Origin of the sequence: Bacillus sp. PSXD-155 (assembly GCF_049310765.1) — a bacterium.
GTDB lineage: Bacteria > Bacillota > Bacilli > Bacillales > Bacillaceae_G > Bacillus_A > Bacillus_A cereus.
The window spans coordinates 18,046-44,518 of the sequence record NZ_JBMOWC010000019.1 but is presented as its reverse complement, the minus strand read 5'-3'; the positions used below and the strand labels follow the sequence as shown (position 1 = coordinate 44,518).

Below are 26,473 nucleotides of genomic sequence, written 5' to 3'. Positions count from 1 at the left end.
TTAAGATTTCCTTCACTAATCTACCCTTTAATTGAATAACTTTTGACTTCTATATTTTAAAATAAAATTCCATAAACCTTCTGTTTTTCATTTTAAAAACACACTCTTTTAGAAAACGAGCGTTTGTTGAGATAGCAATAAAAACATGTTGAAGCCTATTACAAAAAGAACCATCCCAAAATACTTTGGGACAGTTCTTTTTCCTTATTAATGATTCTTTAACATCACTAACAATTTCTCTTGGCTATACATCCATACTGTAATGATTAAACAAGCAAGTGCGACTTCTGATAACGCCATAAATCCAATTGCATAATGACCTGTTAATTGGAATAGTAACGTTAAAATTAGCGGTGGGAAGAATCCTCCTAGTCCACCTAAAGCTGATACGAGACCATTTACAATACCAGCTTGTTCTGAGAAATACATTGGAACGAGTTTAAAGATTGTACCATTACCTATACCTGCACAAAATGCGACTAGTAGGCAACCAAATGTATACACGTTCATGCTAGGCATAAATGATAAAATAATACCTGAAAGTGTTAAACCGATAAATACAAAGATTAATATTTTAAATGGATTAAACTTATCACCGAGCCAACCACCAATTGGGCGCATAATTGTTGCGAGTACGATGAATCCAGCTGTCCGCATTCCTGCATCTACTTTCTCTAATCCGAAGTGAGATACTAAAAAGTTTGGTAAGTATACGGTAAATGCGACAAATGATCCGAATGTTAAAAAGTAAAAGATACATAAAAACCAAAGTTTTTCATTTTTATATACACCTTTTATTTGTTCCATTAATGGTGTATTCACCTTTTTCTCTTTACGATCGCCTAATAAAAAATTCATAAGTGCAAATGCTGCAAGTAAAACCAAATAACATTGTACTGTCGCTCTCCAGCCAACTGAAGTTGCGATAACAGGCGCTAAAAATGAAGTAATGGCTGTTCCGGCATTACCTACACCGTAAATACCATTTACAAAACCGTGACTCTCTTTCGGAAAGTATTTTGGTAAAGAAGTTACCCCTACAGAGAATACAGCACCACCGATTCCGACAAATAATCCACCTATAATTAAATCCATCATAGAATTGGCAACACTAATATAAAAGACAGGAAATAATAATAAAATAAAACTAATAAAGAATAATTTTCTTGCTCCGAAACGATTTGTCCAATAACCAATTGGAATGCGAAGAACAGAACCTAAAATAACCGGTACTGCTGTTACTATAGAAATTTGTCCCGCAGTTAATGGGATATCCACTTTAATATAGGGCATTAATGATGATAAAATAACCCACACCATAAAACCGATAATTAGATTAGAAGTTTGTAAACTTAATTGAAAATTAGGACTTTTCATCCTGTTCCCTCCTATGTATACGTAGTTATATTCATTCCCTCCAGCCTAATCACGTTCTTACATGATTAGGCTGAAAAGAATCAACCACCACTTACTGGCGGAATCATTGCTACGATATCGCCAGTTTGAATGATGTCATCCTCATTTGCGTATTCTTCATTTATCGCGACCATAATCTCGTTTAAAATTTCTACATTATATTCCTTAATCAGAACTTCCTTCAGCTTCGCAACTGTAATATTTTCACAATCTATGTGTAATACTGGCTTACTTACTTCTTCTTGTAAATGTGCAAATAATAGTACTTCAATCATATACTCATCCCCTTTCCAGGCTCACCATTTGCATATGTTACCTTCTCTAACTGATCACCTATCCATGACTCACCATCTTCCCAAAACTCTTTCTTCCAAATTGGAACAATTTGTTTAATACGCTCCATAATATATTCGTTCGCCTCATATGCAGCTTTCCGGTGTGGTGTCGAAACAGCGACAACAACAGCAAGATCAGAAATTTGTAATGTACCAATGCGATGTGTAATAGCGACATATGTCCCTGGCCACTTCTCTCCTACTTCAGTGCCAATTCTCTCAAGCTGGTTCTCCGCCATTGTCTTATAAGCTACATACTCTAAACAAAGTGTACGTCGACCTTTCGTAAATTCTCTAACAGTACCAATAAAAGTAGTAACCGCACCACACTCACGACGAATTACTTTGTTTGTAACTTCTTCAATTGAAATAGGTGTATCAATTACTTCATAATACGTATGTGTCATCTTGCACCTCTGACCCTTATATAAGTTAGCAATCTCTTTCTCTATTACTTGTATGATCGAAGCGGCTCTTCCCACGGCCACTCACTTCCGACGTTCGATTCTAATAACAGTACCGAAACGGTTATTCCTGTTTCAAATCCTCTCGTTCCTCCCGGCAGAACGATAAATGCATTCGCTTCTGCAAGTGAAGAAATTGCGCTAGATTTATCTAAACCGACTGGTGTAACTTGCAATTGCCCATCTACAATTTCTACTCTCCCTCTTACAAAACGAGTAAACGGATTTGCTTTCGAAATGTCTTTCTGTAAAATTGCCTCTGCACGATATATGTGCGGATCTTTCCTATGCAAGTATGTTCCAATGACAGGTCGAACATACAATTCACATCCGACATAACAAGCAGAAGGATTACCAGATAGACCAAATAATAGTTTTCCCTCTAACTCAGCTACAGTTGTCACACTTCCTGGTCGCATCGCTATTTTGTTAAAAAGTACATTAGCTTGTAATCTCTCATAAATATCCGGTAAATAATCATAGTCTCCTACTGAAACGCCACCAGTTGTAATTAATATATCAACTTCTTTTATCGCTTTTTTTACAGTGTTATAACACGTCTCAAAATCGTCAGCGAATTGCCCATAATACTGTACAATCCCCCCTGCTCGTTCAATTTGAGCAGCTATCATATAGGAGTTACTATTTCGAATCTTCCCTGGCTTTAATTGTTCATGTACTTCGAGCAGTTCACTTCCTGTCGTTACAATTCCAATGACTGGCTGTTTTACAACATATACCGTACTATAACCAAACGTAGCAAGAAGTGCTGCAACTCCAGGATTAATAACAGTCCCTTTTTTCACCAGAATGCTATTTTGTTTTACACCTTCTCCTTTAAAAGAAATGTTATCCCCAGCAACAAAGGAGCGTTTCAATTTCATATAAGTCTTTTCGTTTTCTTCAAATCCTTCCGTTAGCTCTAACATAACTACTGTATTACACCCCGCAGGAATTGCCGCACCTGTCATAATACGGACAGCTTGAAATGCTTTCACATCTTCTGTAAAAACAAAACCTGCTCCAATTTCACCAATCACTTCAAACAGAATGGGATTACTGCTACTTGCTTCTTTTGTGTCTTCTGCTCGAATCGCAAATCCGTCATATGGAGAACGATTGAAATGCGGGACATCATGATCTGCAATAACATCTTCTCCAAGTGTTCTACCGTAGCTTTCTATAAGAGAAACCTTTTCTATTTCACCTTGGTAAGCATATTCCATTACACGTGCAACTGCTTCTGCCACTGGAATTGGTATACGTTTTTCTAACATTCTTTTTCACCTCGTTTTAATAAGGGACAACTCTCTTTCTGTTCATCCTATATATTTTGCGTATAATCGTTTTGCTATTTTCACATCATTTGTTCCATGAATAAATGCCCTACCGTCTGTAAATAAAACGAAACGATATTCATCAATTAGAAATGATAGTAAGTAAGGCGTTTTTTGGACAAGTACACTTTTTTGTATTCGTTTTTGAACTTCCTCTAAATGAAGAACACGTTTTACCCCTGAACGGATTTGAACCGTATTCCGTCCGCATAGCACTTCCGTTTTCATCTGTGCTTCAAATGTTAAACTTGGGTACGTGCGTGTATTTCCACAAGAGGGACATGTATTTTTCTTCTGTCTATTTACTTTTAATGAGAGATATTGATTGTTCCAAATATCAAATGATAACATTGTTCCTCTTAGCGCCTCAAAATCATCCACCAATATTTTCATCGCCTCTGTTACTTGATGAGCAACGACCATTTGTACAGCTGGTTGAATGATTCCTGCTGTATCGCATGTTGCACCGCCCATAGGATGATCCATTAAGCAGCGAAAACATGGTGTTTTCCCTGGAAGAATTGTATACGTTACACCGTAACTTCCAATACATCCACCGTATATCCAAGGTATATTTTCTTTTTGTGAAATGTCATTTATAAGTAAGCGCGTATCAAAATTGTCAGTCGCATCTAATATGAGATCCACTTCTTTTGTTAACTCTTTTATTTCTTGCAGTGTGACATCCGATACAACTGGTACAATTTCCACTTCAGAATTAATCTTTCTTAAATGCTCTGCCGCTGCAATTGCTTTCGGTTTGCACTGCTGTGCATCTTCTTCTGTATATAACTGTTGCCGTTGTAAATTACTCCATTCGACGTAGTCACGGTCAGCAATTGTCAATTTCCCAATTCCCATTCTAACAAGAGCTTCTGCATTTGCAGCTCCTAGTGCACCCGCACCGATTAGGAGCACATGCTTTTCTCTTATTTTTCTTAGTCCCATTTCACCAATTCTAGAAAACAATACTTGTCTTGCATAACGCTCTTGCATAAGAACTCCGCCTTTCACTATCCACCAATGTAAGACATTTCAACTTTTGGACGTTTACTTGTACTTTCAACTGTTCTTTCATCTGAATATCGATCTGTTCTATATCGCCATGTATGTTGTAAAATTTTTAATAATGAGGCGTCAGAAATATTTTCTCGAAGAAGCGTTCGCAAATCCGTTCCTTTTGTTCCAAATAAACATGTAAAAAACTTACCGTCTGCCGAAATACGGGCTCTCGTACAAGAAGAACAAAATGACTCAGAAACAGAAGTAATAAATCCAACTTCTGCATCGCTCCCTACATATCGATACATTTTCGCAACCTCTCCAAAGTAACGAGGTTTAACAGGCTCAATCGGATATACACGATTAATCTTCTCTATTAATTGTTCCTTCGTAATAACTTGTTCAAAGTTCCAGCCGTTTGTACTGCCCACATCCATAAACTCTATAAAACGGAGCTGAATTTCTTGTTCTTTAAAGTAACGAGCCATATGAAGAATTTGACTATCATTCATTCCTTTTTTTACGACCATATTTACCTTTACTTCTAACCCTGCGTTCTTCGCTTCTTCAATTGCTTTTAATACAGGTTTTGTGCTTACATTTCGTCCATTAATTTTTTTGAAGACATAATCCTCTATCGCATCTAAACTAATATTTACACGTTTTAATCCCGCTTCTTTTAACGCCTTTGCTTGTTTTGCTAAATGAATACCGTTTGTTGTGAGTCCAATATCTTTTAAGCCTTCTAGCTTTGCAAGTCTTGCAATTAACGTCGGTAAGTCTTTACGCAATAAAGGTTCACCGCCAGTAAGCCTAATTTTATTGACTCCCATACTTATAAATAATCTCGCTAATCTTTCTATTTCATCGAACGTTAATAAAAGCTCTTCCTTTAAAAAAGCGTAATCAGGTCCGAACACTTCAGCAGGCATACAGTATGTACACCTAAAATTACAACGATCAATAACTGAAATACGTAAATCTTGAAGTGGCCGTTCTAAAGAATCTTTCATGTTCTCATGCATCTATATCCCTTCTTTTCTGCTGCAATCCTTAGTAAGCTTTCAATTTTTTTATTTGCCTTCATTATAAAAAAGAAGCTACATATTCAATGTGACTTTTCTCACATTACTTTCCCCATTCAAAAATTCTTCACAAATCCGTTCGAATTTTGTTCACATCTTTAATCTCATCCACTTTGTCTATTGAATTTTTCAAACTAAAAACTGAAGATTTCTTCCCCCTTACGGTCATTGAAATTTCAATTTATTTTTAAAATAGCTCTTGCATTTTCATCATACTTACACTCAAAATAGGAAATGTATTGCTTATAAGAAGAAAGGTGATCACTGTGGCAAACAGTATGACATTATCTCAAGATTTAAAAGAATTACTTGCATCTGTTGAATATAAAATGCAAATTAAAAAAGGTAGTTTTATTTTTCAAGAAGGTATGGAGGCAACAGAGCTCTATATCATCCACTCAGGAAAAGTACAAATTAGTAAATTAAGTGCTGACGGACAAGAATTGACACTTCGAATTTGTTCGGAATATGACATTATTGGAGAACTAACATTATTCACGGACAATGCGAAATACTTATTAAATTCAAAATGCCTTGAAGATGTTGAAGTAGGAGTTATAAAGCGTGAAGCGTTAGAAAAAGCATTACTCCAAAAACCAGCACTTGTATTTGAATTTATGAAATGGATTAGTGAACATTTAAGAAGAATGCAAACGAAGTTCCGAGATTTAGTATTACACGGCAAAAAAGGTGCCCTGTACTCTACTCTTATACGAATGACAAATAGTTACGGTGTATTAAAAGAAAATGGGATTCTCATCGATTTACCATTAACAAATCAAGAACTTGCTAATTTCTGTGCAACTTCACGTGAAAGTGTAAATCGAATGTTAAATGAATTAAAAAAGCAAGGTACAATTTCGATTCATAAAGGAAAGATTACAATCCACGATTTACAATTTTTAAAATGTGAAATTGCTTGTGAAGATTGCTCTGCTTCTGTTTGTAGCATTGATTAGCATCTTATTTAGATGCTAATCTTTTTTCAATTTAAACTACTTATTAACGATTATTTCCTATGTAAACAAAAACGAGGCCTGCCATATGAGACCTCGTTTCGTTTTAGCTGCTAACTCCTATCCGTTTACAGCAGTATTATTTTTTCAACTCATTAGGAATACGTCTTCTGTAAATTACATAACTACGGCTTACATATTTAATTGGGGCACTAAATACATGTACTAGTCTTGTAAATGGCCACACTGCGAATAAACCCATCCCTGCAAGAATATGAATTTTAAACCATACTGGTACTTCCGTCATATATTCAACTTTCGGTTGGAAAATAAAGAGACTTCGGAACCAAGGGCCAATTGTTGTACGATAATCAAATCCTTTTGAATCGATATTTAAAAATGTTGAAGAAAGTCCTGCTAACATTACGATAAGTAATAAAATAAGCGCAATATAATCTCCCTTTGTGCTCGTTGCAATGATACGTTTTACAGTTACGCGGCGGTACGTTAATATAATTAAACCGATGATAGAAGCAACACCTGCCGGAAGCCCGAAACTAATTGCCATTATGTGATACGTATGCTCAGAAATACCTATCGAACGGTATACAGCTTCTGGAATTAATATCCCCATAACATGACCGCCAATTACGAACATAATCCCAAAGTGGAATAATAGACTTCCGATTCGGAGCATTTTCTTTTCTAATAGTTCACTAGATTTTGATGTCCATCCAAATTGATCATAGTTGTATCTAAAAATATGTCCACCGATAAAGATTGCAAAAATGATATAGGGAAACAATACCCATAGAAATTGATTCATCATTTTAACAACTCTCCTTTCTAATTTGTCTGTACATCCCATGCTTCGATAGCGAGTAGAACAGCCGCAAGAATTGGTTCATACATACTACCTGCTTCTTTTAACTGAACGTGTAATGCTTGTATATTCTCCTTGTATTTACTCATAATTGGTTCACTGTCTTGCTCATTTGCATTTGCAAAAAACTCGAGTAATAGCGGTAAATAATCAGGTAGTTCTTTATCTGTTACTTCAAAACCCGATTTTTTATAATGCTGCTTTAACTCTAGTAATTCAATCCCTCTTTCTCTTTGTTCACCAGTGTTCATATACGTTAAATACATATTCGTCTTTTTACCAAAATCAAATGTATATACGTAACCATCAATAAGTTGATCGTTCGTTTTATGTAGCGCTTGTTTTATAAATGTTGTAAGTGAAGCTTTAACATCGTCCTGTTCAATCGCTTCCATCTCTTCTAGTAATTCAGTTAAAGCTTCCCTCCACCCGAGTTCCGGGTAGGAGAGAAGGAATGAAGAACAAGAAAAAGCAGTTCGTAAACTTTGTTTCATAATTTGCTGCCCCCTTTATTTAAGAAATTGTCATACAAGAGCCTGGGCCACCTGCGAATGATAAACCACAGCTTCCTTGTTCACTATATAAATCTGCAACTTGTTCTCGGTGAGACGTCGGGATAACAAAACGATCTTTATATTTCGCAATAGCAAGAAGACGATACATATCTTCTACATCCTGTTTTGTTAAACCAAGTTCTTTTAATACAGCTTCATTTGGCTCTTTATTAATTTGCAGCGCTCTCATATGCGTTCGCATAACAGCCATTTTCTTCAATGTAAGACGAATGTGTGATTCATCTCCTGCAGTGAGTAAATTCGCTAAATATTGAATTGGAATACGCATATTATCGATAGCAGGGAAAATCTCTTCTGCTTGCCAGTTACTGCCTTTCCCTTCCACCATATTCATAATTGGGCTAAGCGGCGGAATATACCAAACCATCGGCATTGTACGATACTCTGGATGAAGAGGCAGAGCAACTTTCCAATCGATAATCATTTTATAGATCGGTGACTGTTGTGCTGCTTTAATCCATTCTTCAGGAATGCCTTGTTTTTTCGCTTCAGCTGCTATTTCTGGATCATTTGGATCTAGGAAAACAGTAAGCTGAGATTCATATAAATCTTTTTCGTCTTCAACAGAAGCTGCTTCTTTTACTTTATCAGCGTCATATAGCATTACCCCAATATACCTGATACGTCCCACACATGTTTCTGAACAAATTGTTGGCATACCAGCCTCAATACGTGGGAAACACATTGTACATTTTTCAGCTTTATTCGTTTGCCAGTTAAAATACACTTTTTTATATGGACAAGATGATACGCAGAACCTCCAAGCACGACATGCATTTTGATCTACAAGAACAATGCCGTCTTCTTCACGTTTATACATCGCACCAGATGGACAAGATGATACGCAAGACGGATTCATACAATGTTCACATATGCGTGGTAAATACATCATAAAGACGTTTTCAAAATCTGTTTTAATTTCTTCTTCCATTTTCTTTACGTTCGGATCTTGTAATCCTGTTATATGTCCACCAGCTAAATCATCTTCCCAGTTCGGACCCCATTCAATTTTGTCGATAAATTCGCCTGTAATTGCTGATTTCGGACGAGCAACTGGTTGATGCTTACGCTGCGGGCTATTTGTTAATGTTTCATAATCATAATTCCAAGGTTCAAAGTAATCATCAATTGTTGGTTGATCTGGATTGTGGAAAATGTTCATAAGACGTTTCATTTTCGAACCAGATTTCAGCTGAATTTCACCATTTTTCAATTCCCAGCCGCCTTTATATTTCTCCTGATCTTCCCATTGTTTCGGATAACCAATTCCGGGCTTCGTTTCTACGTTATTGAAGTACATATATTCCGCACCTGGACGATTTGTCCAGGTGTTTTTGCACGTTACGCTACAAGTATGACAGCCGATGCATTTATCTAGGTTCATTACCATTCCGACTTGCGCTTTAATCTTCAAGCCAATCTACCTCCTTCAGTTTACGGATTACAACATTTAAATCACGCTGGTTCCCAGTCGGACCATAATAGTTAAATCCATAGCTTAATTGGCCATATCCACCAATCATATGTGTTGGTTTAACATGGATACGGGTTGGACTATTATGCGTTCCCCCACGGGTGCTTGTTAATTTCGTACCAGGCACGTTAATGTGGCGATCTTGCGCATGGTGCATAAATGCCATTCCCCTCGGTATACGGTGCGTTACAACAGCACGCGCTACGACAACACCGTTACGGTTAAAGCACTCGATCCAATCATTATCAGCAACGCCAGCTTCTGCAGCGTCCTCTTTATTCATCCAAACAGTTGGACCACCTCTAAACAGCGTTAACATCGGTAATGAATCGAAATACATACTATGAATCGACCACTTATTATGCGGTGTTAAATAGTTTAGTGTAATCTCTTTCCCTTCTACTTCAGGGCGTGACTTACGGAACGGTTTATGTTGCAGAATTGGTTTAAATGTTGCCATCGTTTCACCAAATTCTTTCATCATGTCATGGTCTAAGTAGAAAGATTGTCGACCAGTTATCGTTCTCCAAGGAATAAGACGTTCCACATTTGTTGTAAACGGTGAGTAACGTCGTCCACCTTTTTCTGAACCTGTAAAGGCCGGAGAAGTAATTACTGTTTTCGGTTGTGCTGTAATTTGTTCGAATGTAAAGCATTCTTCTTCACGTTCTTCTGCTAAATCACGTAATTTTAGATCTGTTTGTTTTTCAAGTGCTTCCCATGCTTTTACTGCCATATGACCGTTTGTTGTAGAAGAAAGCGTTAATACCGCTTCAGCAGCATTGATTGCTTCTTTTATGTCTGGGCAACCTTTCGCAATAGTATCCGTTCGAACAACTCCTAATTTGCTCTTTAATTGCTCATACTCTTTTTCAGCTGACCAAGAGATCCCTTTCGTACCAATCGGTTGTTTTCCGGCATTTGGTCCAAGTGCTGTCATTTTGTCATAAATCGTTTTATAATCCCTTTCAACAACATGAATTTGTGGCATCGTTTTACCCGGGATTGGTTCACATTCACCTTTACTCCAATCTTTAACCTTGCCAAGTGGTTGCGCTAATTCTTGCGGTGTATCATGAAGAAGTGGTGTTGCAACAACTTCTTTCATTGGTTCAAGATCTATTTTCTTCGCTAAATCTGACACAGCTTTAGAAAGTGAAGTGAAAATATCCCAGTCAGAGCGTGCTTCCCACGGTGAACCGATTGCTGGATTAAATGGATGCACAAATGGATGCATATCTGTACTACTTAAATCATGTTTTTCGTACCAAGTTGAAGCAGGTAAGACGATATCAGAATACAGCGCTGTTCCAGCCATACGGAAATCTAAATTAATGAGTAAATCAAGCTTCCCTTCTGGTGCTTCTTCATGCCACTTAATTTCTTCTGGTCGTAATGAATCACTATCGTCATTCATTAATCCGTTTGTTGTACCTAATAAATGTTTTAAGAAATATTCATGCCCTTTACCAGAACTTGAAATTAAATTCGCACGCCAAACGAATAAGTTGCGCGGGAAGTTGTTTTTATTATCAGGATCTTCAATCGCAAATTTCAGTTCTTTTTCTTTTAATTTTTGTGCAACATATTTTCCGATTTCTTCTTGCGTTGTTGCACCAGCAGCAACAGCTTCTTTATATAATTCAATTCCATTTTTCTCGAATGTTGGATAAGAAGGTAACCAGCCGAGTCGTGCTGCTAATACATTGTAATCACCGTGATGTTGATAACGTGAGTTACCTTCAATTGGTGATGCTAAATGTCCAACAGGTGTATCTTCATAGCGCCATTGATCTGTTACGAAATAGAAGAAAGACGTACCATTTTGTAATTTTGGTGGCCCTTGCCAATCTTTTGCCATCGCGATTGTTTGCCATCCTTCTGCAGGTCGTAACTTTTCTTGACCAACATAATGCGCCCATCCCCCGCCGTTTACTCCTTGTGCCCCAACTAGAAGAACAAGATTTAAAACTGCGCGATAAATCGTATCAGAATTAAACCAATGGTTAATACCAGCTCCAACAATAATCATCGAACGACCATTTGTATCAGCGGCATTTTGTGCGAACTCACGAGCGATTTGAATAATTAGTTCTCGTTTCACTCCTGTCATTTTCTCTTGCCATGCAGGTGTAAACGGTACATCATCATTGAAGTCTTTCGGCTCTTGTCCGCCAAACCCTCGGTTCACCCCGTAATTTGCTAACGTTAAGTCGTATACAGTTGTAACGAACACTTCGCCTTCTTCTGTCATAACCTTTTTCACTGGAATTGTACGTTCTAATACTTTGTTTCCATCATCAGAGAAGTACGGAATTTGTACCGTTCCAATCGTTTCTTCCATTCCAAGTAAAGAAAGACGTGGATCAATCTTTTCACCTGTTTCTTCATCTTCTAAACGCAAGTTCCATTTCTTTTCGTTATCCCAACGTGAGCCCATTGTGCCTTGAGGTGTTGCAAAATCATTCGTGTTCTCGTTCCAAAGAACAGGTTTCCATTCTCCTAACTTCGTTTCGCGTCCAATATCAGCAGCGTTTAAGAAACGATCAGCAACGAATTGATCTCCTTTTTGTTTCAATGTGACAAAGAAAGGAAAATCAGTATATTGCTTCGCATACTTTGTGAAATATTCCACTTGATTATCTACGTAAAATTCTTGTAAGATCACATGCCCCATTGCCATCGCAAGTGCACCATCTGTACCTTGTTTCACACTAATCCAATCATCCGCAAACTTTGTAGATTCAGCGAAGTCAGGACTGACAGAAACGACTTTCGTTCCTTTATATCGAACCTCTGCTAAAAAGTGAGCATCGGGTGTTCTCGTCATCGGTACATTTGAACCCCATGTCATAATGTAACCAGAGTTATACCAGTCACTACTTTCTGGTACATCTGTTTGATCGCCCCAAATTTGCGGAGAAGCTGGTGGTAAATCTGCGTACCAATCATAGAAACTAAGCATCGGCCCACCCATAAGTTGCATAAAACGACTACCAGCAGCATGACTTAACATCGACATAGCTGGAATTGGTGAAAAGCCAACATTTCGATCTGGCCCGTATTTAATTACTGTATAAAGTAGAGAAGCTGAAACGAGTTGTAATACTTCATCCCAATTCGCACGAATAAATCCACCTTTACCACGCGCCTGCTTATACTTACGTGCTTTTTCAGGGTTTTCCACAATACTTTTCCAAGCATCTAGTGGTGACTCGTTATTTTGTAGTTCCTCTTGCCACATACTCCAAAGAACACCACGTACATACGGATATTTCACACGAAGTGGACTATAAATGTACCAAGAAAAACTTGCTCCACGTGGGCATCCTCGCGGTTCAAAATCTGGCATATCAGGACCTGTCGTTGGATAGTTAAGCTCCTGCCCTTCCCACGTCACAATTCCATCTTTCACATATATATTCCAGCTACATGAACCAGTACAGTTCACGCCGTGTGTAGAACGAATTACTTTATCATGCTGCCAACGCTTTCTGTACACATTTTCCCATTCGCGATCTTCATATGTTTCTTGTGTATGATTATCGTTATAACGATCTATTGGTGAAAAATATTTTAAACGTCTCATTAGTGCTGAAGTTTTTTTCTTCATACTGTTCACTCCTTTAATACGTCTCTCTTACATACCCTTACTATAAGAGAGGTTGTAAAATACAGATGTGACATTTCGCACAGTTCAAGAGATTGTCAAAAATTCAGTAGAAAATAAGTTTGTGAGAAAATCTTGTGTTCCGTTGTGAAGATTATGGTTAATCTTAATTATTAGGAGAATGGTATTTTGAGGTATCGACTATTTTGCAAAAGAAAAAGAGTTTTGATATTATTTCAAAACTGCCATAAGGAAAAGAGTATAAATTGTATGTAAAAAATTTTTTCCAAATGTTATTATTTTATATCGAGTCTGATTTTACATAAAACTACAAATCATTATTTACTGTATTGCCCTTAGTTACGGAAACAATTATACTAGATGTAATCGAAATAAATAATCTGAATATTCTCAGAATTTAAGGTAAAAGTTTTACTATCTACAAATAGAATTAGAAATATGTCCACTAAATAGATTAGAAAACGATAATAACATTAGGAGGATTACGATGCCCCAGCTTGATTCATTACATCCCACTGTAGAAAAAATAATCAATAATATTGAAAAAATAATGGTCGGAAAACGAAAAGAAACGATCTTAGCTTTGACAGCTCTCTTAGCTGACGGTCATGTGCTATTAGAAGATGTTCCTGGTGTCGGGAAAACAATGCTAGTACGTGCTCTTTCTAAATCCATTGATGCTGATTATAAGCGAATTCAATTTACACCTGATTTATTGCCGTCAGATGTAACAGGAGTTTCTATTTATAATCCGAAAGAGCTCCAATTTGAGTTCAAGCCTGGACCAATTATGGGGAATTTTGTACTTGCTGATGAAATTAATCGTACATCTCCAAAGACACAATCTGCTTTACTTGAATGTATGGAAGAAGGCAATATTACAATCGATGGCATTACAAGGCCTTTACCAAAGCCGTTCTTTGTCATGGCTACACAAAATCCGGTCGAACATGAAGGAACATATTCTCTACCAGAAGCTCAGCTCGATCGTTTCTTATTGAAACTAAAAATGGGATATCCTACACCAGAAGAAGAATTTGAAATTTTAAACCGGATGGAAAAAACAAATCCACTCTCTCAATTACAGACCATTACTACAATAGAAGAATTAATTTATTTACAACAAAGCGTACGGGTAGTAAGTATGGACAAAGCAATTAAGCATTACATTGTAAAACTTGTTAATCAGACTCGTACGTACAGTTCTATACAGCTAGGTGCAAGTCCACGTGGCTCAATTGCTTTAATGAAAGCTTCACAAGCTTATGCATTTATCCATGGCAGAAATTATGTTATTCCAGACGATGTTAAATTTTTAGCTCCTTACGTTTTAGCACATAGACTCATTTTAAAAATGGAAGCAAAATTTGAAGGAATAACTGGAGAACAAGTTATCGCAAAAATCGTTGCACGAACTACTGTGCCGACTCAAAGGACGATGAACCCTTGATGAAACGAATACTGCGAGCGCTATATCACGTTACGAAGTTATTGCTACTCCCTTTATGTCTAGTCTTAACATTTGTGTACGCTATGTTTCAAGGAGGGTTTGTAAGTTGGTTTTTGTTTTACAGCACAATTCCCATTGCTCTTTATTCACTACTACTCCCCTTTTACGCTTTATGGGACGCTGAAGTAAGACGAATAACAAACCAAAATGGATATGTAGTAGGAGAACAATTTATAAGCACGATTACAATAAAAAGAAAATTTCCTTTTCCCTTACTTTATTTAGTTATAGAAGATGAACTGCCACCACAATTTATAAGTTGTAAACAAACAAAGATGAATAAGGTAGTACTCTTCCCAGGATTGAAACGAAATATTTCGTTTCAATATGTTATTGACACAATCTCTAGAGGCGAGCACACTTTTTCAAGCGTTCGTGTAAAAACTGGCGATTTATTCGGCATGATAGAGAAAGAAGTAACTTTTTCAGTTCCAGATACATTTTTAGTCTATCCCCAGTATGTAGATATAGCATATCGACAATTGGAAAATCATTTCGAACAAGGAGCGCTTTCAGCAAATATAAATTCAGCAAAAGACTCTACAATCTCTGTCGGTGTCAGAGACTATAAACCTGGTGATCGCTTTTCATGGATTGATTGGAAAGCAACTGCACGAACAAACACTATTATGACAAAAGAGTTTGAACAACAGCGCAGCCATAATGTCATGATATTCATAGACAGAACCGAGTCTCCTCTATTCGAATCAGTCGTCACATTTACTGCCTCTATCGTAAGGACTGTCTTGAAACAAAATTCACCAGCATCATTCGTGTCTATCGGAAAAGAACAAACTATTTTCCCTTTAGACAATGGAGATACGCAGTTACAACAAATCCTTTGTCATTTAGCAAAAGTGCAAGCAGACAGTGTATTCCCGCTCTCCCAGAGTGTAGACATGGAACTAAGAAAAATTTATGAGCCCGTCACGGTTATACTCGTGACCAGTAATCTTTCTCCCGATATTCAAAAGGCGGCTGATTGTGCTGCTATAAGAAATAGAAAATGTATGGTTTTTGTCGTGAAAGAAAAAGCGAATCAACTTTCACACCGAGAAATCAGTATAATAGAAACTCTAAAAAAACGACAAATATTTGTAAACACGGTTTATGAAAACCGGTATACAAACGTGTTTTTTGAGGTGAGCAAATGATAACATTACAAACAAAATACAAGTGGGATACGAACAGATTCTTTATGCATGCATGTGTATTTCTGCTTTTACTAGAATGGCTAAGACCTCTTATAGGTATTACAAATGTAGGTAGATTAGATATTTTCGTAACATTTATAGGAATTTGCTTCGCTCTCTCTTTTTTTCAAACGAGGTGGCAGATTCCAATAAAAATTTTCACAGTCCTATTTATCATTCATTCCCTATATTATAAAAATGCTTTTATAAATCCATCTTGGCTAACAGCATTCTTTTCTGATATGTTTCGAAATTCCTCCCTGTTTTTCCAAGGGAATTTACTAGATATTTCTCCAGTTTTTCCGACGGTTTTATTTTTTCTCTCATTTTGGTTTTTGAGTTCTTTTACTTCATTTTGGATTATTCATAAAAAACGTGGGTTTCTATTTCTTGTATTGACTATTATTTATATCGCAACTTTTCATAACTTACATTTATACAATGCAAACTACGCTATTATTCGTACTGTTGTCATCGGCTTTTTTATGCTTAGTCTTCTTCAAGTAGAACGAATAAAAGAACGTGAACACTTACAAAATTATGCTAGGGAAATCTCAAAATTACTTAGACCACTTACAATATTTATTGTATTATTAGCAACCATCGCATACTTTGCTCCAAAATTTGGCCCTCAATGGCCAAACCCAATGGATTTTTTAAAATTCAACACATCTGAAGCAAGTAAAGAAAAAAAAGTTTCTACAATTGGGTATGGTTTAGATGACTCACGATTAGGTGGTCCTTTTAAGGCGGACCCTACAATTGTTTTCACAGCACGAACGCAAAACAAACAATATTGGAGAGTCGAAACGAAAGATTTTTATACCGGAAAAGGCTGGGAGGTTTCTGAAAATCCGAAAAAGGTTTCTTTTAAAAATAAAAACGACGTCGTAAGCTGGTACGAACAAAATACAAAAACGGAAACTACTGAGGCAACAATTACCATGCAAAAAAGTTCCCCTCACCTTACCTATCCAGCAGGATTAGTATCAGTTGAGGCTTCTTCTGATGTATCATACAGTGTTGACCCGTTTTCAGAAAAAATTTATACAATGAATGGAGACTCTTCTACTACTTTACATTCGTATAAAGTAACATATGAGATCCCTGAGTTTTCCATAAAAAACTTGAAAGCTGTAAAAACAAATGAAGGTCAAGAAACAAATCCTTATTTTATGACAAAGTACACACAACTTCCCGAGTCATTACCACAGCGCGTAAAAGACTTGGCTATCAATCTTACAAATGATAAAGACAACCGATATGATAAAGTATTAGCTATTGAAAATTACTTCACAGACAACTCTTTTACATACGAATCAACGAATGTCTCATTCCCTGCCAAAAGCCAAGATTATGTAGATCAATTCCTTTTCGATACAAAAAGCGGCTACTGTAATAATTTTTCGACGTCTATGATTGTACTACTTCGTTCTGCCGGGATTCCAGCTCGCTGGGTGAAAGGCTATACAGAAGGAACTCTTGACAATACACTTGCCTCTGCAGAAGGTGAGGATGTTTATACAATCACGAACGATAACGCACACTCTTGGGTCGAAGTATATTTCCCAGAATACGGATGGATTCCATTCGAACCGACAAAAGGATTTACTAATCCCTATAATTTTATAAATAATACGCCTGCTCCTATTTCACAAAATAGCGAAGCAAATAATTCTAATAACGAGCAAATACAACAACGAAATAATGAAGCAAAACTTAAAAGTTTAATTGAAAATACAGAAGAAGCTTCTACTAAAAAGGTCACAAATTCTAAAACTAGTTTTTCTTGGTGGTACGTATTCCTCTCTACGATACTAATTAGTATTATAGGATACATTCTCTTCACCACTAGAATGAAATGGATGACATTTCTTATTATTCATTTCTATAAATACCGAAAAGAGGATGCTGTTTATCAAAAAGCTTACGGTGCACTTTTAAAACAATTTGCGAGAATTGGCATACCACGGGGTGAAAGTCAAACATTCCGAGAATACGCTCTCCATATCGATACACTTTACAACTCGGCCGGTATGCAACAACTTACTGCCAGTTATGAGAACGCTATGTATCAACAGGGGCAGGCTACGGTAGAATGGAAGAAATCCGTACACTTATGGGAAGTGCTTATGAAAAAAGCAGCTTCTCCACCTAAATCAGATGGCTTTGATACAGTTATTTAATCTTGAAAATTTGAGTTTAAAGAAAACGTCTCAAAGAACTACATTGTTCTTTGAGACGTTTTTTAATAAAGTGAAACTCCTACTTATTCCCCAAGCACCTTCTCAATCTCAACCTCTAAATCTACCGGCTTCGTCTGCGGAGCAAAACGCCCTACTACTTTCCCGTCTTTTCCGATTAAAAACTTCGTAAAATTCCATTTCACTGCTTTCATACCAAGTAAACCTGGTGCTTGTTCTGTCATGTATGTATATAGAGGGTGAGCCTTATCACCTTTCACATCAACCTTTGCAAACATCGGGAAGTTTACACCGTAGTTTAATTCACAAAAACTAGTAATGTCCGCTTCTGTACCTGGTTCTTGTCCCCCGAATTGGTTACAAGGAAATCCGAGTATTTCGAGTCCTTGGTCTTTATATTTATCATATACCTCTTGTAATCCTTTATATTGTGGTGTGAAACCACATTTGCTAGCTACATTGACAATAAGAAGTGCTTTTCCTTTGTAATCTTTTAACGATTTTTCTTCACCTGTAATTGTTTTAGCTGAAAAATCATAAACTGTCATTGTCTTTGCCCCTCTCTTCACTATCATTCTATGTTTATACTATACTACATTCGTGAATATACAGCTCTTATTACGTACTTATAAGTTGTAATGATAGCGCTTTATTTCTGTTCGAAAATTCGACACAAACTACTAGACTTTTATGATGGAAAGTTTTACAATTGAAATGTGAACAAAATGTGACAGTTTATATTCCATTATAAAAGAAAAGGATGGTGTTCATTATGAAAACTGCACAACATGAAACGATTTCAAATCGCGAGTTTTATTTCGTACTATATATGATGTTATTGTATGTTACTGGCTGGGTAATCGATGTAAATGGTTTATTCTTAAGCTCCTACTTTAATTTAGCAGGAGAGATTATGCTTCCATTAGTAGGCGGGATTGTTGGACTATTCATTATGTCTATTAATAAACAACAAACGAAATAATAATATTACAAAAAGGCAGAAGACGAGCTTCGTTTTCTGCCTTTTTTCTATTTTAGCGTATAATAAAAACATGCAGTATATAAGGAGTGGTAACTATGAAAAAAGTAGAGCAATTATCTTCTCACCTATATCTTATTGATGATTTCGATTTACAGCATAATGAACGAACAGGTACGTACGTTTTATTAGGTGACGATATTACTTTAATTGAAACTTGTGCAGCCCCTTCTCTTCCGTATATTTTAGACGGCTTACAACAATTACATATTGATTTAAACGATGTTAAAAACATTATCGTTACACATGTGCATTTAGATCACGCTGGAGCAGCTGGTTTAATGATGGAAAAGTGCCCAAATGCTACGTTATATGTGCATTCTCGTGGTGCTCGTCATATGATTGATCCAACAAAACTTATTTTAGGTGCAAAAGCTGTCTACAAAGAAGATTTCGATAAACTCTTTGATCCAATTCTTCCAATTGAAGAAGAACGTGTTCATATTGTACAACATGGTGATACGTTAAAAATTGCAAAAGATCGCACCCTTACATTTTATGATACACCAGGACATGCGAAGCACCATATTAGCATTCACGATTCATTAACAAACGGGATTTTTACTGGCGATACAATTGGAATTTATTATAGAGAACTCGCAGACGTTGATGTAGAGTTATATCTACCATCAACGTCCCCTTCACAATTCCAACCAGATGCGATGATTACTTCTAAAAATCACATTCAAAGTATGAATGTAGATACTATTTATTTCGGTCATTACGGCGCATCCTCTCATGTTACAGAAGTATATAATCAACTGGAATATTGGCTACCTATTTTCGTTCATACTGGTAAGGAAGTCTTTGAAAAGTATAATGATTTCGATGAAGCAACTAAAGCTTTACAAACTTTGTTAATGGATAAAATCTCTTCTCATCTTACAAAGTTAAACGTTCCATCAGATCATTCCGTTTATAATATTTTACATTTAGATATAGAAATTAGCGCAATGGGCATTATTGATTATTTCACGAAGCAAGAAAAATCAAACTCCACTATTAACTAACAGTAAAAGAAGAGATATACAACAGTAGTTATTGTATATCTCTTCTTTTTTTGAATATATTTTGAGTAAAGGATGGTGGAATATAATGCAAAAAGTGATGCTATACCTCTGCTTCACATTATTTATCGTCTTATTATTATTTGTAGGAGTAAAAATTCAATTTTATTTAGATACAGATGCACAAGTGAACTTTAACGTTTATCCAAGATTATTCTACTTTACACTCTTCCCTCTTATAGTTGGCATTTTATTACGCTTCCTTCAATCTATTAATCGCGAAACGAGTAAACAAAACTGGAGCTTTCAACCGGATAAATTTATTGCTATTACAGTGCCTACACTATTCATTTCCTTTTCCCCAGCACTACTCTTTTCACCACTTGCCGAATACCTACCTTATTTAGTTAATATTATTCTAATAAATACAACTTTTGTTACGATTATTAGTTTAATAGCTGGTTATTCACTATTAGATTGTTTTATACAAAAGGACAATGCAACGATGAAAAAATATAATTGAATGCTCTATTTTCTTTTAATAAAGAAAGCTCAAAGCTAAAGCTTTGAGCTTTTTTACTTATCTCACCTTTTCATCTACATACTCTATAAACTGCTCCGCTTTAATAAATCTTTCTTTGTACGCCTCAGGCACTTCTTCTACTGTTATCCCGCCACTCGATTTCGTTTTTACTAACACAGTTTGATGTGACATTAATGCCTCCATATATTGTTCATACTCTTCAGGAGTTAGTACTTCTTTACTAGATTTATGGCCATTTAATTTATCAAAATACGGATGAAGCTCCATTACTACCTTTTTCAATTCCTCTTTTTTAGCTGGTGATAATTGATCATAATCTATATTACCATTCGAATCCCCGTACGCAAGCTTTGCATTAGTTAATTTTTTCAGTTCTTTTGTAAACTCTTCATATTCCTTCGAACTCATTTCATCTTTCGCTTCTGATAATTTTGCATTAAAACGCATATACGTTTCTAATGTCATCGCTCCGGCGTGTTTTTTTAAATTCTCAAAAGATCCGTATATACCATCCGCCATAATAGATTGATATGCAAAACCGGTCGTAGGGATTAAAAATGCTGCTGCAAGCACTCCGGCGATAAGACGTTTCTTCACCTTACTTCCCCCGCGATTCATTTTGATTTGAACAATTACTTTTTCTTTTAACTCCGGCGGGGCAACAATCCCCTTCGCTTCTTCTCGTATAGATTCTCTAACTCTACAATCTAAACTCATTTCACATTCCCTACCTCTCCTAAAAAGATTTCTTCTACTTGCTATTTTTGACGTAGTTTCTTTAATGCCGCATGAATTCTAGACTTCACTGTACCAATTGGAATATGTAATATTTGTGCTACTTCTTCTTGTGAATATTCGTATAAGTATCTTAAGATAATAACTTGTTTCAATTTATACGGTAATTTATGAATGAGTTCGATTAGTTTTTGGTTTGATATTTTACTTACAACATCGTTAGAAAAATCAATTTGCACTGGCTTTCTTTGCTCTTCTGCTTTTTTCATAATTCGTAGTCGCATCCACCTCTTTCTTCTATAAGAATGAATTTGTTTAATCGCAAGCCCAATTAGCCAAGGGCGAAATGGCTTCTTGCTATCATATTTACGAAGCGATTCATATAGCTGTATGTATACTTCTTGAACGACATCATCTACATCCGTTTTATCTTCAATTAAAAAATGTGCTGTTTTATATACTTCTTGAATCGTTACATCATACAATTCGCTATACGCTTCTTTATTTCCTGATAAAGTTAATCGAATTAAATGTGCGTAATCTATTTCAGCCTTCATATTCCAGCCCTCCTTTGTCTTACACTATATATTGGCAAGTAATTCATATTTCGTTCGATTTTTCCGAAAAAATTTTTTATATAAATTAATATTATGATCCAATGAGTTCATAAGCTTCACTTATAACCACACATAACTATTATATAATTTTCCAATTTCTGATAAAGATTTAAAATGATTTATATAGTCAAATTTAGGAGGATATATGATGAAAGCTATCGTTGTAACGTCGTTCGGTGGTCCTGAAGTGATGAAATATACAGATTTGGATATACCGGCTATTTCAGAAGATCAAGTTTTAATTCGCGTTGTTGCTACTAGTGTAAATTTCGCTGATATTAAATCACGTTATGGCAAAAAAGGAAATAAAGCACTACCTTTTATTCCAGGAATAGATGCAACTGGTATTGTAGAACGCGTCGGTTCTCATGTGAAAAATATTCAACCTGGACAGCGTGTCATTGCTTTTCCTCAAAATGGATCTTACGCAGAGTACGTTGTTTCAAATGAAAATCTCACTTTCGTTTTACCCCATGAAGTCGACTTTCAAACCGCAGCTGCTTGTCCGATCGTATCTTTCACAAGCTATAATTTACTCGTGAATGTTGCAAGGCTTCAACAAAATGAATCCGTGCTGATTCATGCAGCTGCTGGCGGAATTGGTACTACCGCGATTCAACTTGCAAAACGATTAGGGGCTGGAACAGTTATCGGTACTGTCGGAAGTGAAACGAAAAAAGAAATCGCTTTAGATGCTGGAGCTGATTATGTTATTTGTCATCAAGATGAAGATTTTGTAGAGAAAGTCAATGAGCTGACAAACGGAGAAGGAGTGAATATAATTTTGGACTCTATTTCTGGAACTGTCTCTGAAAGAAGTTTAAACTGCCTAGCTTATTACGGTCGCCTCGTTCATTTCGGTAATGCAAGCGGTAAAATTGGCAATTTCAAAACGAAAGATTTACACGCAAGTTGCCGCTCTATACTAGGCTTTAGCTTTGGCACTACACGGAAAAAACGTCCTGAACTACTCCAAGAAACGGCAAATGAAGTTTTCCGTTATTTGCGTGACGGAAGTTTGCAAATGAAAGCTACAAAATCTTTTCCCCTTCAAGATGCAGGGAAAGCACATGAATGGGTCGAAAGTAGAAAAAGTACAGGGAAAGTAATACTAACTGTTCAGTCTTCTTCCTGAAATGAATACTTGAAACAGAGGTGGCATTCATGGGATCACGAATTATGCATGTTATTATCGCTAACGGTATTGCTGAGAAACTATGTATTCAAGATAAAACTTCTTTCTTACTTGGAGGGGTAGCCCCTGATGCGGTTCATTCAGCAGAAGAAAAAGGAACTTCACACTTTTACGCTGGTACAACGAAGAACTATACGAGAAGAATAGATTATGATTCATTCTTTCATAAATACGAAGCACATATAGATTCCCCCTTTATTTTAGGCTATTATACCCACCTCATTGCCGATGATAATTGGCTAAGTGGCTTTTTTCTACCATGGCTAAAAAATAGAATAGAGAATGACGAAACCATCGCACCCCTGTACTATAACGATTTTAAACTGTTAAATGCAAAGTTGCTTCATCATTACGATCAAGAACAACAGCTCTTCTCTCTTCTCAATCAAGAGGCTCACATTGTGGATATTGAAGAGGTTTCTAAAGAAAACGTTTTAGCTTTTCGAAAGTATCTTTTTGAAGATATGTTGTATCCTGAGCAACATTTGCATGAAGACTTACAGGTGTTTACGTTTAATCAAATTGTCGGTTACATTGAAACCGCTATTGAAAAAGGTGCATTTTTTATTACACAACTCTCTCATGAAAAATCCACTTCAAAGATTTAATCCCCCTCAATATATTTGAGGGGGATTTTCACATAGCAATATTATTATTGGTTCTTCTCCATAACCGCAAAATAATTCCCTTCACTATCAGCAAAGTTAAACACTTTACCAGAAGGCATAGTTACCATTTCTCCAACAGTAACATTTTTATTTTTTAAACCTGCATATAATTGATCCAGATTTTCTGAGAAGAACATTAAGGACGGTGTACCAAGATTTAATTCTGGGCTCATTTTCGAAATAACTTCTTTATTATGTAATATAATGCTCGTTTCAGCACCGTTAGTTGGAGCAATTTCAATCCATCTCATTCCTTGCTTGTTATCTTCCTCTGCAACTACATGAAACCCTACCTTTTCCGTCCAAAAATTTACTGCCTCATCTTGATTATTTACATATAACATAATTTGTCCTACTTTATGAATCATGTGTATTCCTCCTATTGTTTTTTTACATTCTATGTAGCTTTCTACAGCTGGTATCGTTATTCCTTTTGAGTTGGTATGTACTTCTTTGCAAAATTTATCGACTGACTCATCCCATCCAGTTCGTCAAAATAATTGTTTCTTTCAATCATGTTATATCCGTCGAATCCAATTTCATCTAATACTTTGAAGAATATATCGAAATCCACTTCACCATTTCCTACTGCTACTTCTATATACTTACTTGAACTATTACTTTTCACTTCTTTACAATCTTTAATATGAGTTTGTACTATATAATCTTTTAATAGTAATAAACCTTCTAACGGATTTTCATTTACATCACTTATTAAATTTGCTGGGTCAAAGTTAACAGCTAGTCCTTTCGAGTTTGCATTTTCTAAAAATCGTTTTAATACTATTGCTTTTTCAGATCCTGTCTCAATAGCAAAGACTCCCCCAAATTTGAATGCTAATTCTCCTATCTCATAACAAACCCGTATCATTTTATCATAGCACTCACTTTTTTCATCATCTGGAACTTTCCCAATATGAGCTGTTATGATCTTTGCTCCCAGCTCCAAACCTCTGTCAGTAATATATTTAATCTGATCTATTGCACTGTCAACTTCTGTTCCTGTAATTCCATTTTCTCCAAAACTAATTGCTAATGATGGAATCTTTATTCCATTAAAAGATAAGCTTTTCTTTAAAGCAGTCCATTCTACCACTGGAATATTAGCTAAGTTGAAGTTTTTATTCATAGCATATAATTGAATATATTCTAAATCCCATTCCCTTGCTTTTTGTATTCCTTCGTTTACTTCAATATGTTTCGTATTCAAAAACATTCCTAATTTCCTATCCATATATGAACCTTCTTTTTATCATTTCGCATCAGTTTAATATTCGACTTTTTTTATATTACTTCCTTGTACATATGTTGATTAAAAAAGTGATAATAGATACATTTCAATAATCATTAATAAAACTCCTTGTATTATTCAATTGCAAATAAAAAAGACGTAACTACAAATAGTTACGCCTTCCCCATTATTTATCTAGGCTTTTTCTTCCCAGTAAATGCTGGTTTCTTTTTCTTAGGTGCTGGTGGCTTCGATTCTACAAATGTTCCTTTGAACATTTCTTGCTTCGTAAATACGATGCCTAGTTTTTTCGCAAATTGTAGTAATTTGCGCTCTTCTTGTGGAGTTACAAGAGATACGACAGTTCCTTCTTTACCCATACGTCCAGTACGTCCTGAGCGGTGAATGTATTGGTCTACTGTGTCTGGTAATTCTAAGTGAATTACATGTGTTAAATCATCAATATCAATACCGCGTGCTGCAATATCAGTAGCAAGTAGGATTTCTAATTTTCCACCGCGGAAAGCACGCATCGTTGCTTCACGCTCTTGTTTACTTGCTTCTGCATGAAGAGCCGCTGCTTTCATTTTACGGAATTTCAATTTCTGAGTAATTTCATCTAAACGGAATGGATCGTTTAAGAAAGCAACTGCTTTTACATCGCCCATATGCATAATTCTTCTTACGTAATCATTTTTTTCGCGTCGCTCACAAATGATATACGTATGCTCAACTAAGCTTTTTGATTCTGCACGTGTTACACGTACTAATTGTGGTTCAACTGCTAAATCACGTGCCGCATCTTCTGCCGCTTTTGTCATTGTCGCCGAGAAGAATACTAATTGACGATCGCGCATCGTTGATTTAATTACATCTTGCACTGCACCCATCATTTTTTGCTTTACAATTTGATCAAACTCATCAAATACAATTGTTTTTACTTCATGCATTTTTAGCTTTTTCATACGAATTAATTCTAAAATACGGCCTGGTGAACCGACAATTACTCTTGGGTGTTTCTTTAATTTTTCAACTTGGCGCTTAATATCTGCACCACCAATTAAAGATGCACCTGAAATTTCAGTTCCTGCTGTAAATTTTTGAACCTCTTCATGAATTTGCATTACAAGTTCACGCGTTGGAGCTAAAATAACAACTTGTGGCTGTTTTACTTCAGGATTAATTTTATGTAAAAGGGGTAATAAGTACGCTAATGTTTTTCCTGTTCCAGTTGGAGATTCAGCTATAACGTCTTGTCCTTCTAAAATAGTTGGAATCGCTTGTTTTTGAATTTCAGTTAATTCTTTAAAACCAGCCTTCTCCCAAGCTTCTTGTAAAAATGGTTGCATATCTTTTATCATTTGTTTTTCTC

Annotated in this window: 25 protein-coding genes; 9 read left to right on the top strand and 16 right to left on the bottom strand. The window is 36.0% G+C overall.

What is annotated here, in order from left to right; all coding sequences use genetic code 11:
* Nucleotides 1–207: 207 nt before the first annotated feature.
* The 6 genes from narK to moaA form a co-directional block, all read right to left on the bottom strand.
* Complete coding sequence (narK, locus tag ACO6VI_RS20340; protein WP_063547131.1) at nucleotides 208–1,377, bottom strand: nitrate transporter NarK; 1,170 nt, start codon at nucleotides 1,375–1,377, stop codon at nucleotides 208–210.
* A gap of 80 nt (nucleotides 1,378–1,457) precedes the next feature.
* Nucleotides 1,458–1,691: a molybdopterin converting factor subunit 1 gene (gene moaD, locus ACO6VI_RS20335; protein WP_088020742.1), complete on the bottom strand. Its 234-nt coding sequence runs from the start codon at nucleotides 1,689–1,691 to the stop codon at nucleotides 1,458–1,460.
* Nucleotides 1,688–2,158 (bottom strand): molybdenum cofactor biosynthesis protein MoaE, encoded by a 471-nt coding sequence (locus ACO6VI_RS20330; RefSeq protein ID WP_063547129.1) that lies wholly within the window; start codon nucleotides 2,156–2,158, stop codon nucleotides 1,688–1,690. The genes moaD and ACO6VI_RS20330 overlap by 4 nt, the downstream gene beginning before the upstream one ends.
* 44 nt (nucleotides 2,159–2,202) lie before the next feature.
* Complete coding sequence (gene glp, locus ACO6VI_RS20325) at nucleotides 2,203–3,492, bottom strand: gephyrin-like molybdotransferase Glp (RefSeq protein WP_422423937.1); 1,290 nt, start codon at nucleotides 3,490–3,492, stop codon at nucleotides 2,203–2,205.
* A 42-nt stretch (nucleotides 3,493–3,534) separates the two neighbouring features.
* Nucleotides 3,535–4,548, bottom strand: a complete 1,014-nt coding sequence (locus ACO6VI_RS20320; protein ID WP_422423935.1) for a molybdopterin-synthase adenylyltransferase MoeB — start codon at nucleotides 4,546–4,548, stop codon at nucleotides 3,535–3,537.
* 17 nt (nucleotides 4,549–4,565) lie between these two features.
* Complete coding sequence (moaA, locus tag ACO6VI_RS20315) at nucleotides 4,566–5,579, bottom strand: GTP 3',8-cyclase MoaA (protein ID WP_063547126.1); 1,014 nt, start codon at nucleotides 5,577–5,579, stop codon at nucleotides 4,566–4,568.
* A 326-nt stretch (nucleotides 5,580–5,905) separates the two neighbouring features.
* Here moaA and ACO6VI_RS20310 point away from each other — a divergent pair, with 326 nt between their 5' ends.
* Nucleotides 5,906–6,598, top strand: coding sequence for a Crp/Fnr family transcriptional regulator (locus tag ACO6VI_RS20310; protein WP_000013866.1), 693 nt, complete (start codon nucleotides 5,906–5,908; stop codon nucleotides 6,596–6,598).
* A gap of 136 nt (nucleotides 6,599–6,734) precedes the next feature.
* On the opposite strand, the gene narI is transcribed toward ACO6VI_RS20310, so the two are convergent.
* The 4 genes from narI to ACO6VI_RS20290 are packed head-to-tail and all read right to left on the bottom strand — an operon-like array spanning nucleotide 6,735 to nucleotide 13,140.
* Nucleotides 6,735–7,424 carry a respiratory nitrate reductase subunit gamma gene (gene narI / locus ACO6VI_RS20305; RefSeq protein WP_000981851.1) on the bottom strand — a complete coding sequence of 230 codons (690 nt, stop codon included), beginning with the start codon at nucleotides 7,422–7,424 and terminating at the stop codon, nucleotides 6,735–6,737.
* Between the two features lie 17 nt (nucleotides 7,425–7,441).
* Nucleotides 7,442–7,972, bottom strand: a complete 531-nt coding sequence (narJ, locus tag ACO6VI_RS20300; RefSeq protein ID WP_049107457.1) for a nitrate reductase molybdenum cofactor assembly chaperone — start codon at nucleotides 7,970–7,972, stop codon at nucleotides 7,442–7,444.
* A 19-nt stretch (nucleotides 7,973–7,991) separates the two neighbouring features.
* A complete protein-coding gene (narH, locus tag ACO6VI_RS20295) occupies nucleotides 7,992–9,467 on the bottom strand; it encodes a nitrate reductase subunit beta (RefSeq protein WP_065483369.1) in 1,476 nt (491 codons plus the stop codon).
* Nucleotides 9,457–13,140 (bottom strand): nitrate reductase subunit alpha, encoded by a 3,684-nt coding sequence (locus ACO6VI_RS20290; RefSeq protein WP_078993376.1) that lies wholly within the window; start codon nucleotides 13,138–13,140, stop codon nucleotides 9,457–9,459. The genes narH and ACO6VI_RS20290 overlap by 11 nt, the downstream gene beginning before the upstream one ends.
* A 505-nt stretch (nucleotides 13,141–13,645) precedes the next feature.
* Here ACO6VI_RS20290 and ACO6VI_RS20285 point away from each other — a divergent pair.
* From ACO6VI_RS20285 to ACO6VI_RS20275, 3 genes are read left to right on the top strand one after another with little or no spacing between them, the layout of a single operon-like run.
* Nucleotides 13,646–14,608: an AAA family ATPase gene (locus ACO6VI_RS20285; RefSeq protein ID WP_001135797.1), complete on the top strand. Its 963-nt coding sequence runs from the start codon at nucleotides 13,646–13,648 to the stop codon at nucleotides 14,606–14,608.
* Nucleotides 14,608–15,822, top strand: a complete 1,215-nt coding sequence (locus ACO6VI_RS20280) for a DUF58 domain-containing protein (RefSeq protein WP_000821909.1) — start codon at nucleotides 14,608–14,610, stop codon at nucleotides 15,820–15,822. The genes ACO6VI_RS20285 and ACO6VI_RS20280 overlap by 1 nt, the downstream gene beginning before the upstream one ends.
* Nucleotides 15,819–18,047 (top strand): transglutaminase TgpA family protein, encoded by a 2,229-nt coding sequence (locus tag ACO6VI_RS20275; RefSeq protein WP_088020747.1) that lies wholly within the window; start codon nucleotides 15,819–15,821, stop codon nucleotides 18,045–18,047. The genes ACO6VI_RS20280 and ACO6VI_RS20275 overlap by 4 nt, the downstream gene beginning before the upstream one ends.
* Before the next feature lie 83 nt (nucleotides 18,048–18,130).
* On the opposite strand, the gene bsaA is transcribed toward ACO6VI_RS20275, so the two are convergent.
* On the bottom strand, nucleotides 18,131–18,613 hold the full coding sequence (gene bsaA / locus ACO6VI_RS20270) for a glutathione peroxidase (RefSeq protein WP_000219440.1): 483 nt from the start codon (nucleotides 18,611–18,613) through the stop codon (nucleotides 18,131–18,133).
* Nucleotides 18,614–18,837: 224 nt separating this feature from the next.
* On the opposite strand from bsaA, the gene ACO6VI_RS20265 reads away from it, so the two are divergent.
* The 3 genes from ACO6VI_RS20265 (at nucleotide 18,838) to ACO6VI_RS20255 (ending at nucleotide 20,634) form a co-directional block, all read left to right on the top strand.
* Nucleotides 18,838–19,047 (top strand): DUF3925 domain-containing protein, encoded by a 210-nt coding sequence (locus ACO6VI_RS20265; protein ID WP_000844984.1) that lies wholly within the window; start codon nucleotides 18,838–18,840, stop codon nucleotides 19,045–19,047.
* A 95-nt stretch (nucleotides 19,048–19,142) separates the two neighbouring features.
* Nucleotides 19,143–20,114, top strand: coding sequence for an MBL fold metallo-hydrolase (locus ACO6VI_RS20260; RefSeq protein WP_043938463.1), 972 nt, complete (start codon nucleotides 19,143–19,145; stop codon nucleotides 20,112–20,114).
* Between the two features lie 85 nt (nucleotides 20,115–20,199).
* Nucleotides 20,200–20,634, top strand: coding sequence for a hypothetical protein (locus tag ACO6VI_RS20255; RefSeq protein ID WP_001174535.1), 435 nt, complete (start codon nucleotides 20,200–20,202; stop codon nucleotides 20,632–20,634).
* Between the two features lie 57 nt (nucleotides 20,635–20,691).
* Here ACO6VI_RS20255 and ACO6VI_RS20250 read toward each other — a convergent pair whose 3' ends face one another.
* Together ACO6VI_RS20250 and ACO6VI_RS20245 are read right to left on the bottom strand one after the other, a co-directional pair.
* On the bottom strand, nucleotides 20,692–21,372 hold the full coding sequence (locus ACO6VI_RS20250; RefSeq protein WP_422423928.1) for a DUF3600 domain-containing protein: 681 nt from the start codon (nucleotides 21,370–21,372) through the stop codon (nucleotides 20,692–20,694).
* Nucleotides 21,373–21,413: 41 nt separating this feature from the next.
* A complete protein-coding gene (locus ACO6VI_RS20245; protein ID WP_422423926.1) occupies nucleotides 21,414–21,947 on the bottom strand; it encodes a sigma-70 family RNA polymerase sigma factor in 534 nt (177 codons plus the stop codon).
* A gap of 208 nt (nucleotides 21,948–22,155) precedes the next feature.
* Here ACO6VI_RS20245 and ACO6VI_RS20240 point away from each other — a divergent pair, with 208 nt between their 5' ends.
* Together ACO6VI_RS20240 and ACO6VI_RS20235 are read left to right on the top strand one after the other, a co-directional pair.
* Complete coding sequence (locus ACO6VI_RS20240) at nucleotides 22,156–23,142, top strand: quinone oxidoreductase family protein (RefSeq protein WP_000644636.1); 987 nt, start codon at nucleotides 22,156–22,158, stop codon at nucleotides 23,140–23,142.
* Between the two features lie 29 nt (nucleotides 23,143–23,171).
* On the top strand, nucleotides 23,172–23,810 hold the full coding sequence (locus ACO6VI_RS20235; protein WP_088020748.1) for a hydrolase: 639 nt from the start codon (nucleotides 23,172–23,174) through the stop codon (nucleotides 23,808–23,810).
* A 44-nt stretch (nucleotides 23,811–23,854) separates the two neighbouring features.
* Here ACO6VI_RS20235 and ACO6VI_RS20230 read toward each other — a convergent pair whose 3' ends face one another.
* The 3 genes from ACO6VI_RS20230 to ACO6VI_RS20220 all read right to left on the bottom strand — a co-directional run bounded on the left by ACO6VI_RS20230 (nucleotide 23,855) and on the right by ACO6VI_RS20220 (nucleotide 26,462).
* A complete protein-coding gene (locus ACO6VI_RS20230) occupies nucleotides 23,855–24,238 on the bottom strand; it encodes a VOC family protein (protein ID WP_000581475.1) in 384 nt (127 codons plus the stop codon).
* 56 nt (nucleotides 24,239–24,294) lie between these two features.
* Nucleotides 24,295–25,104, bottom strand: a complete 810-nt coding sequence (locus ACO6VI_RS20225; protein WP_000375200.1) for a sugar phosphate isomerase/epimerase family protein — start codon at nucleotides 25,102–25,104, stop codon at nucleotides 24,295–24,297.
* Nucleotides 25,105–25,292: 188 nt separating this feature from the next.
* Nucleotides 25,293–26,462: a DEAD/DEAH box helicase gene (locus ACO6VI_RS20220; protein ID WP_000588597.1), complete on the bottom strand. Its 1,170-nt coding sequence runs from the start codon at nucleotides 26,460–26,462 to the stop codon at nucleotides 25,293–25,295.
* Nucleotides 26,463–26,473: the final 11 nt, after the last annotated feature.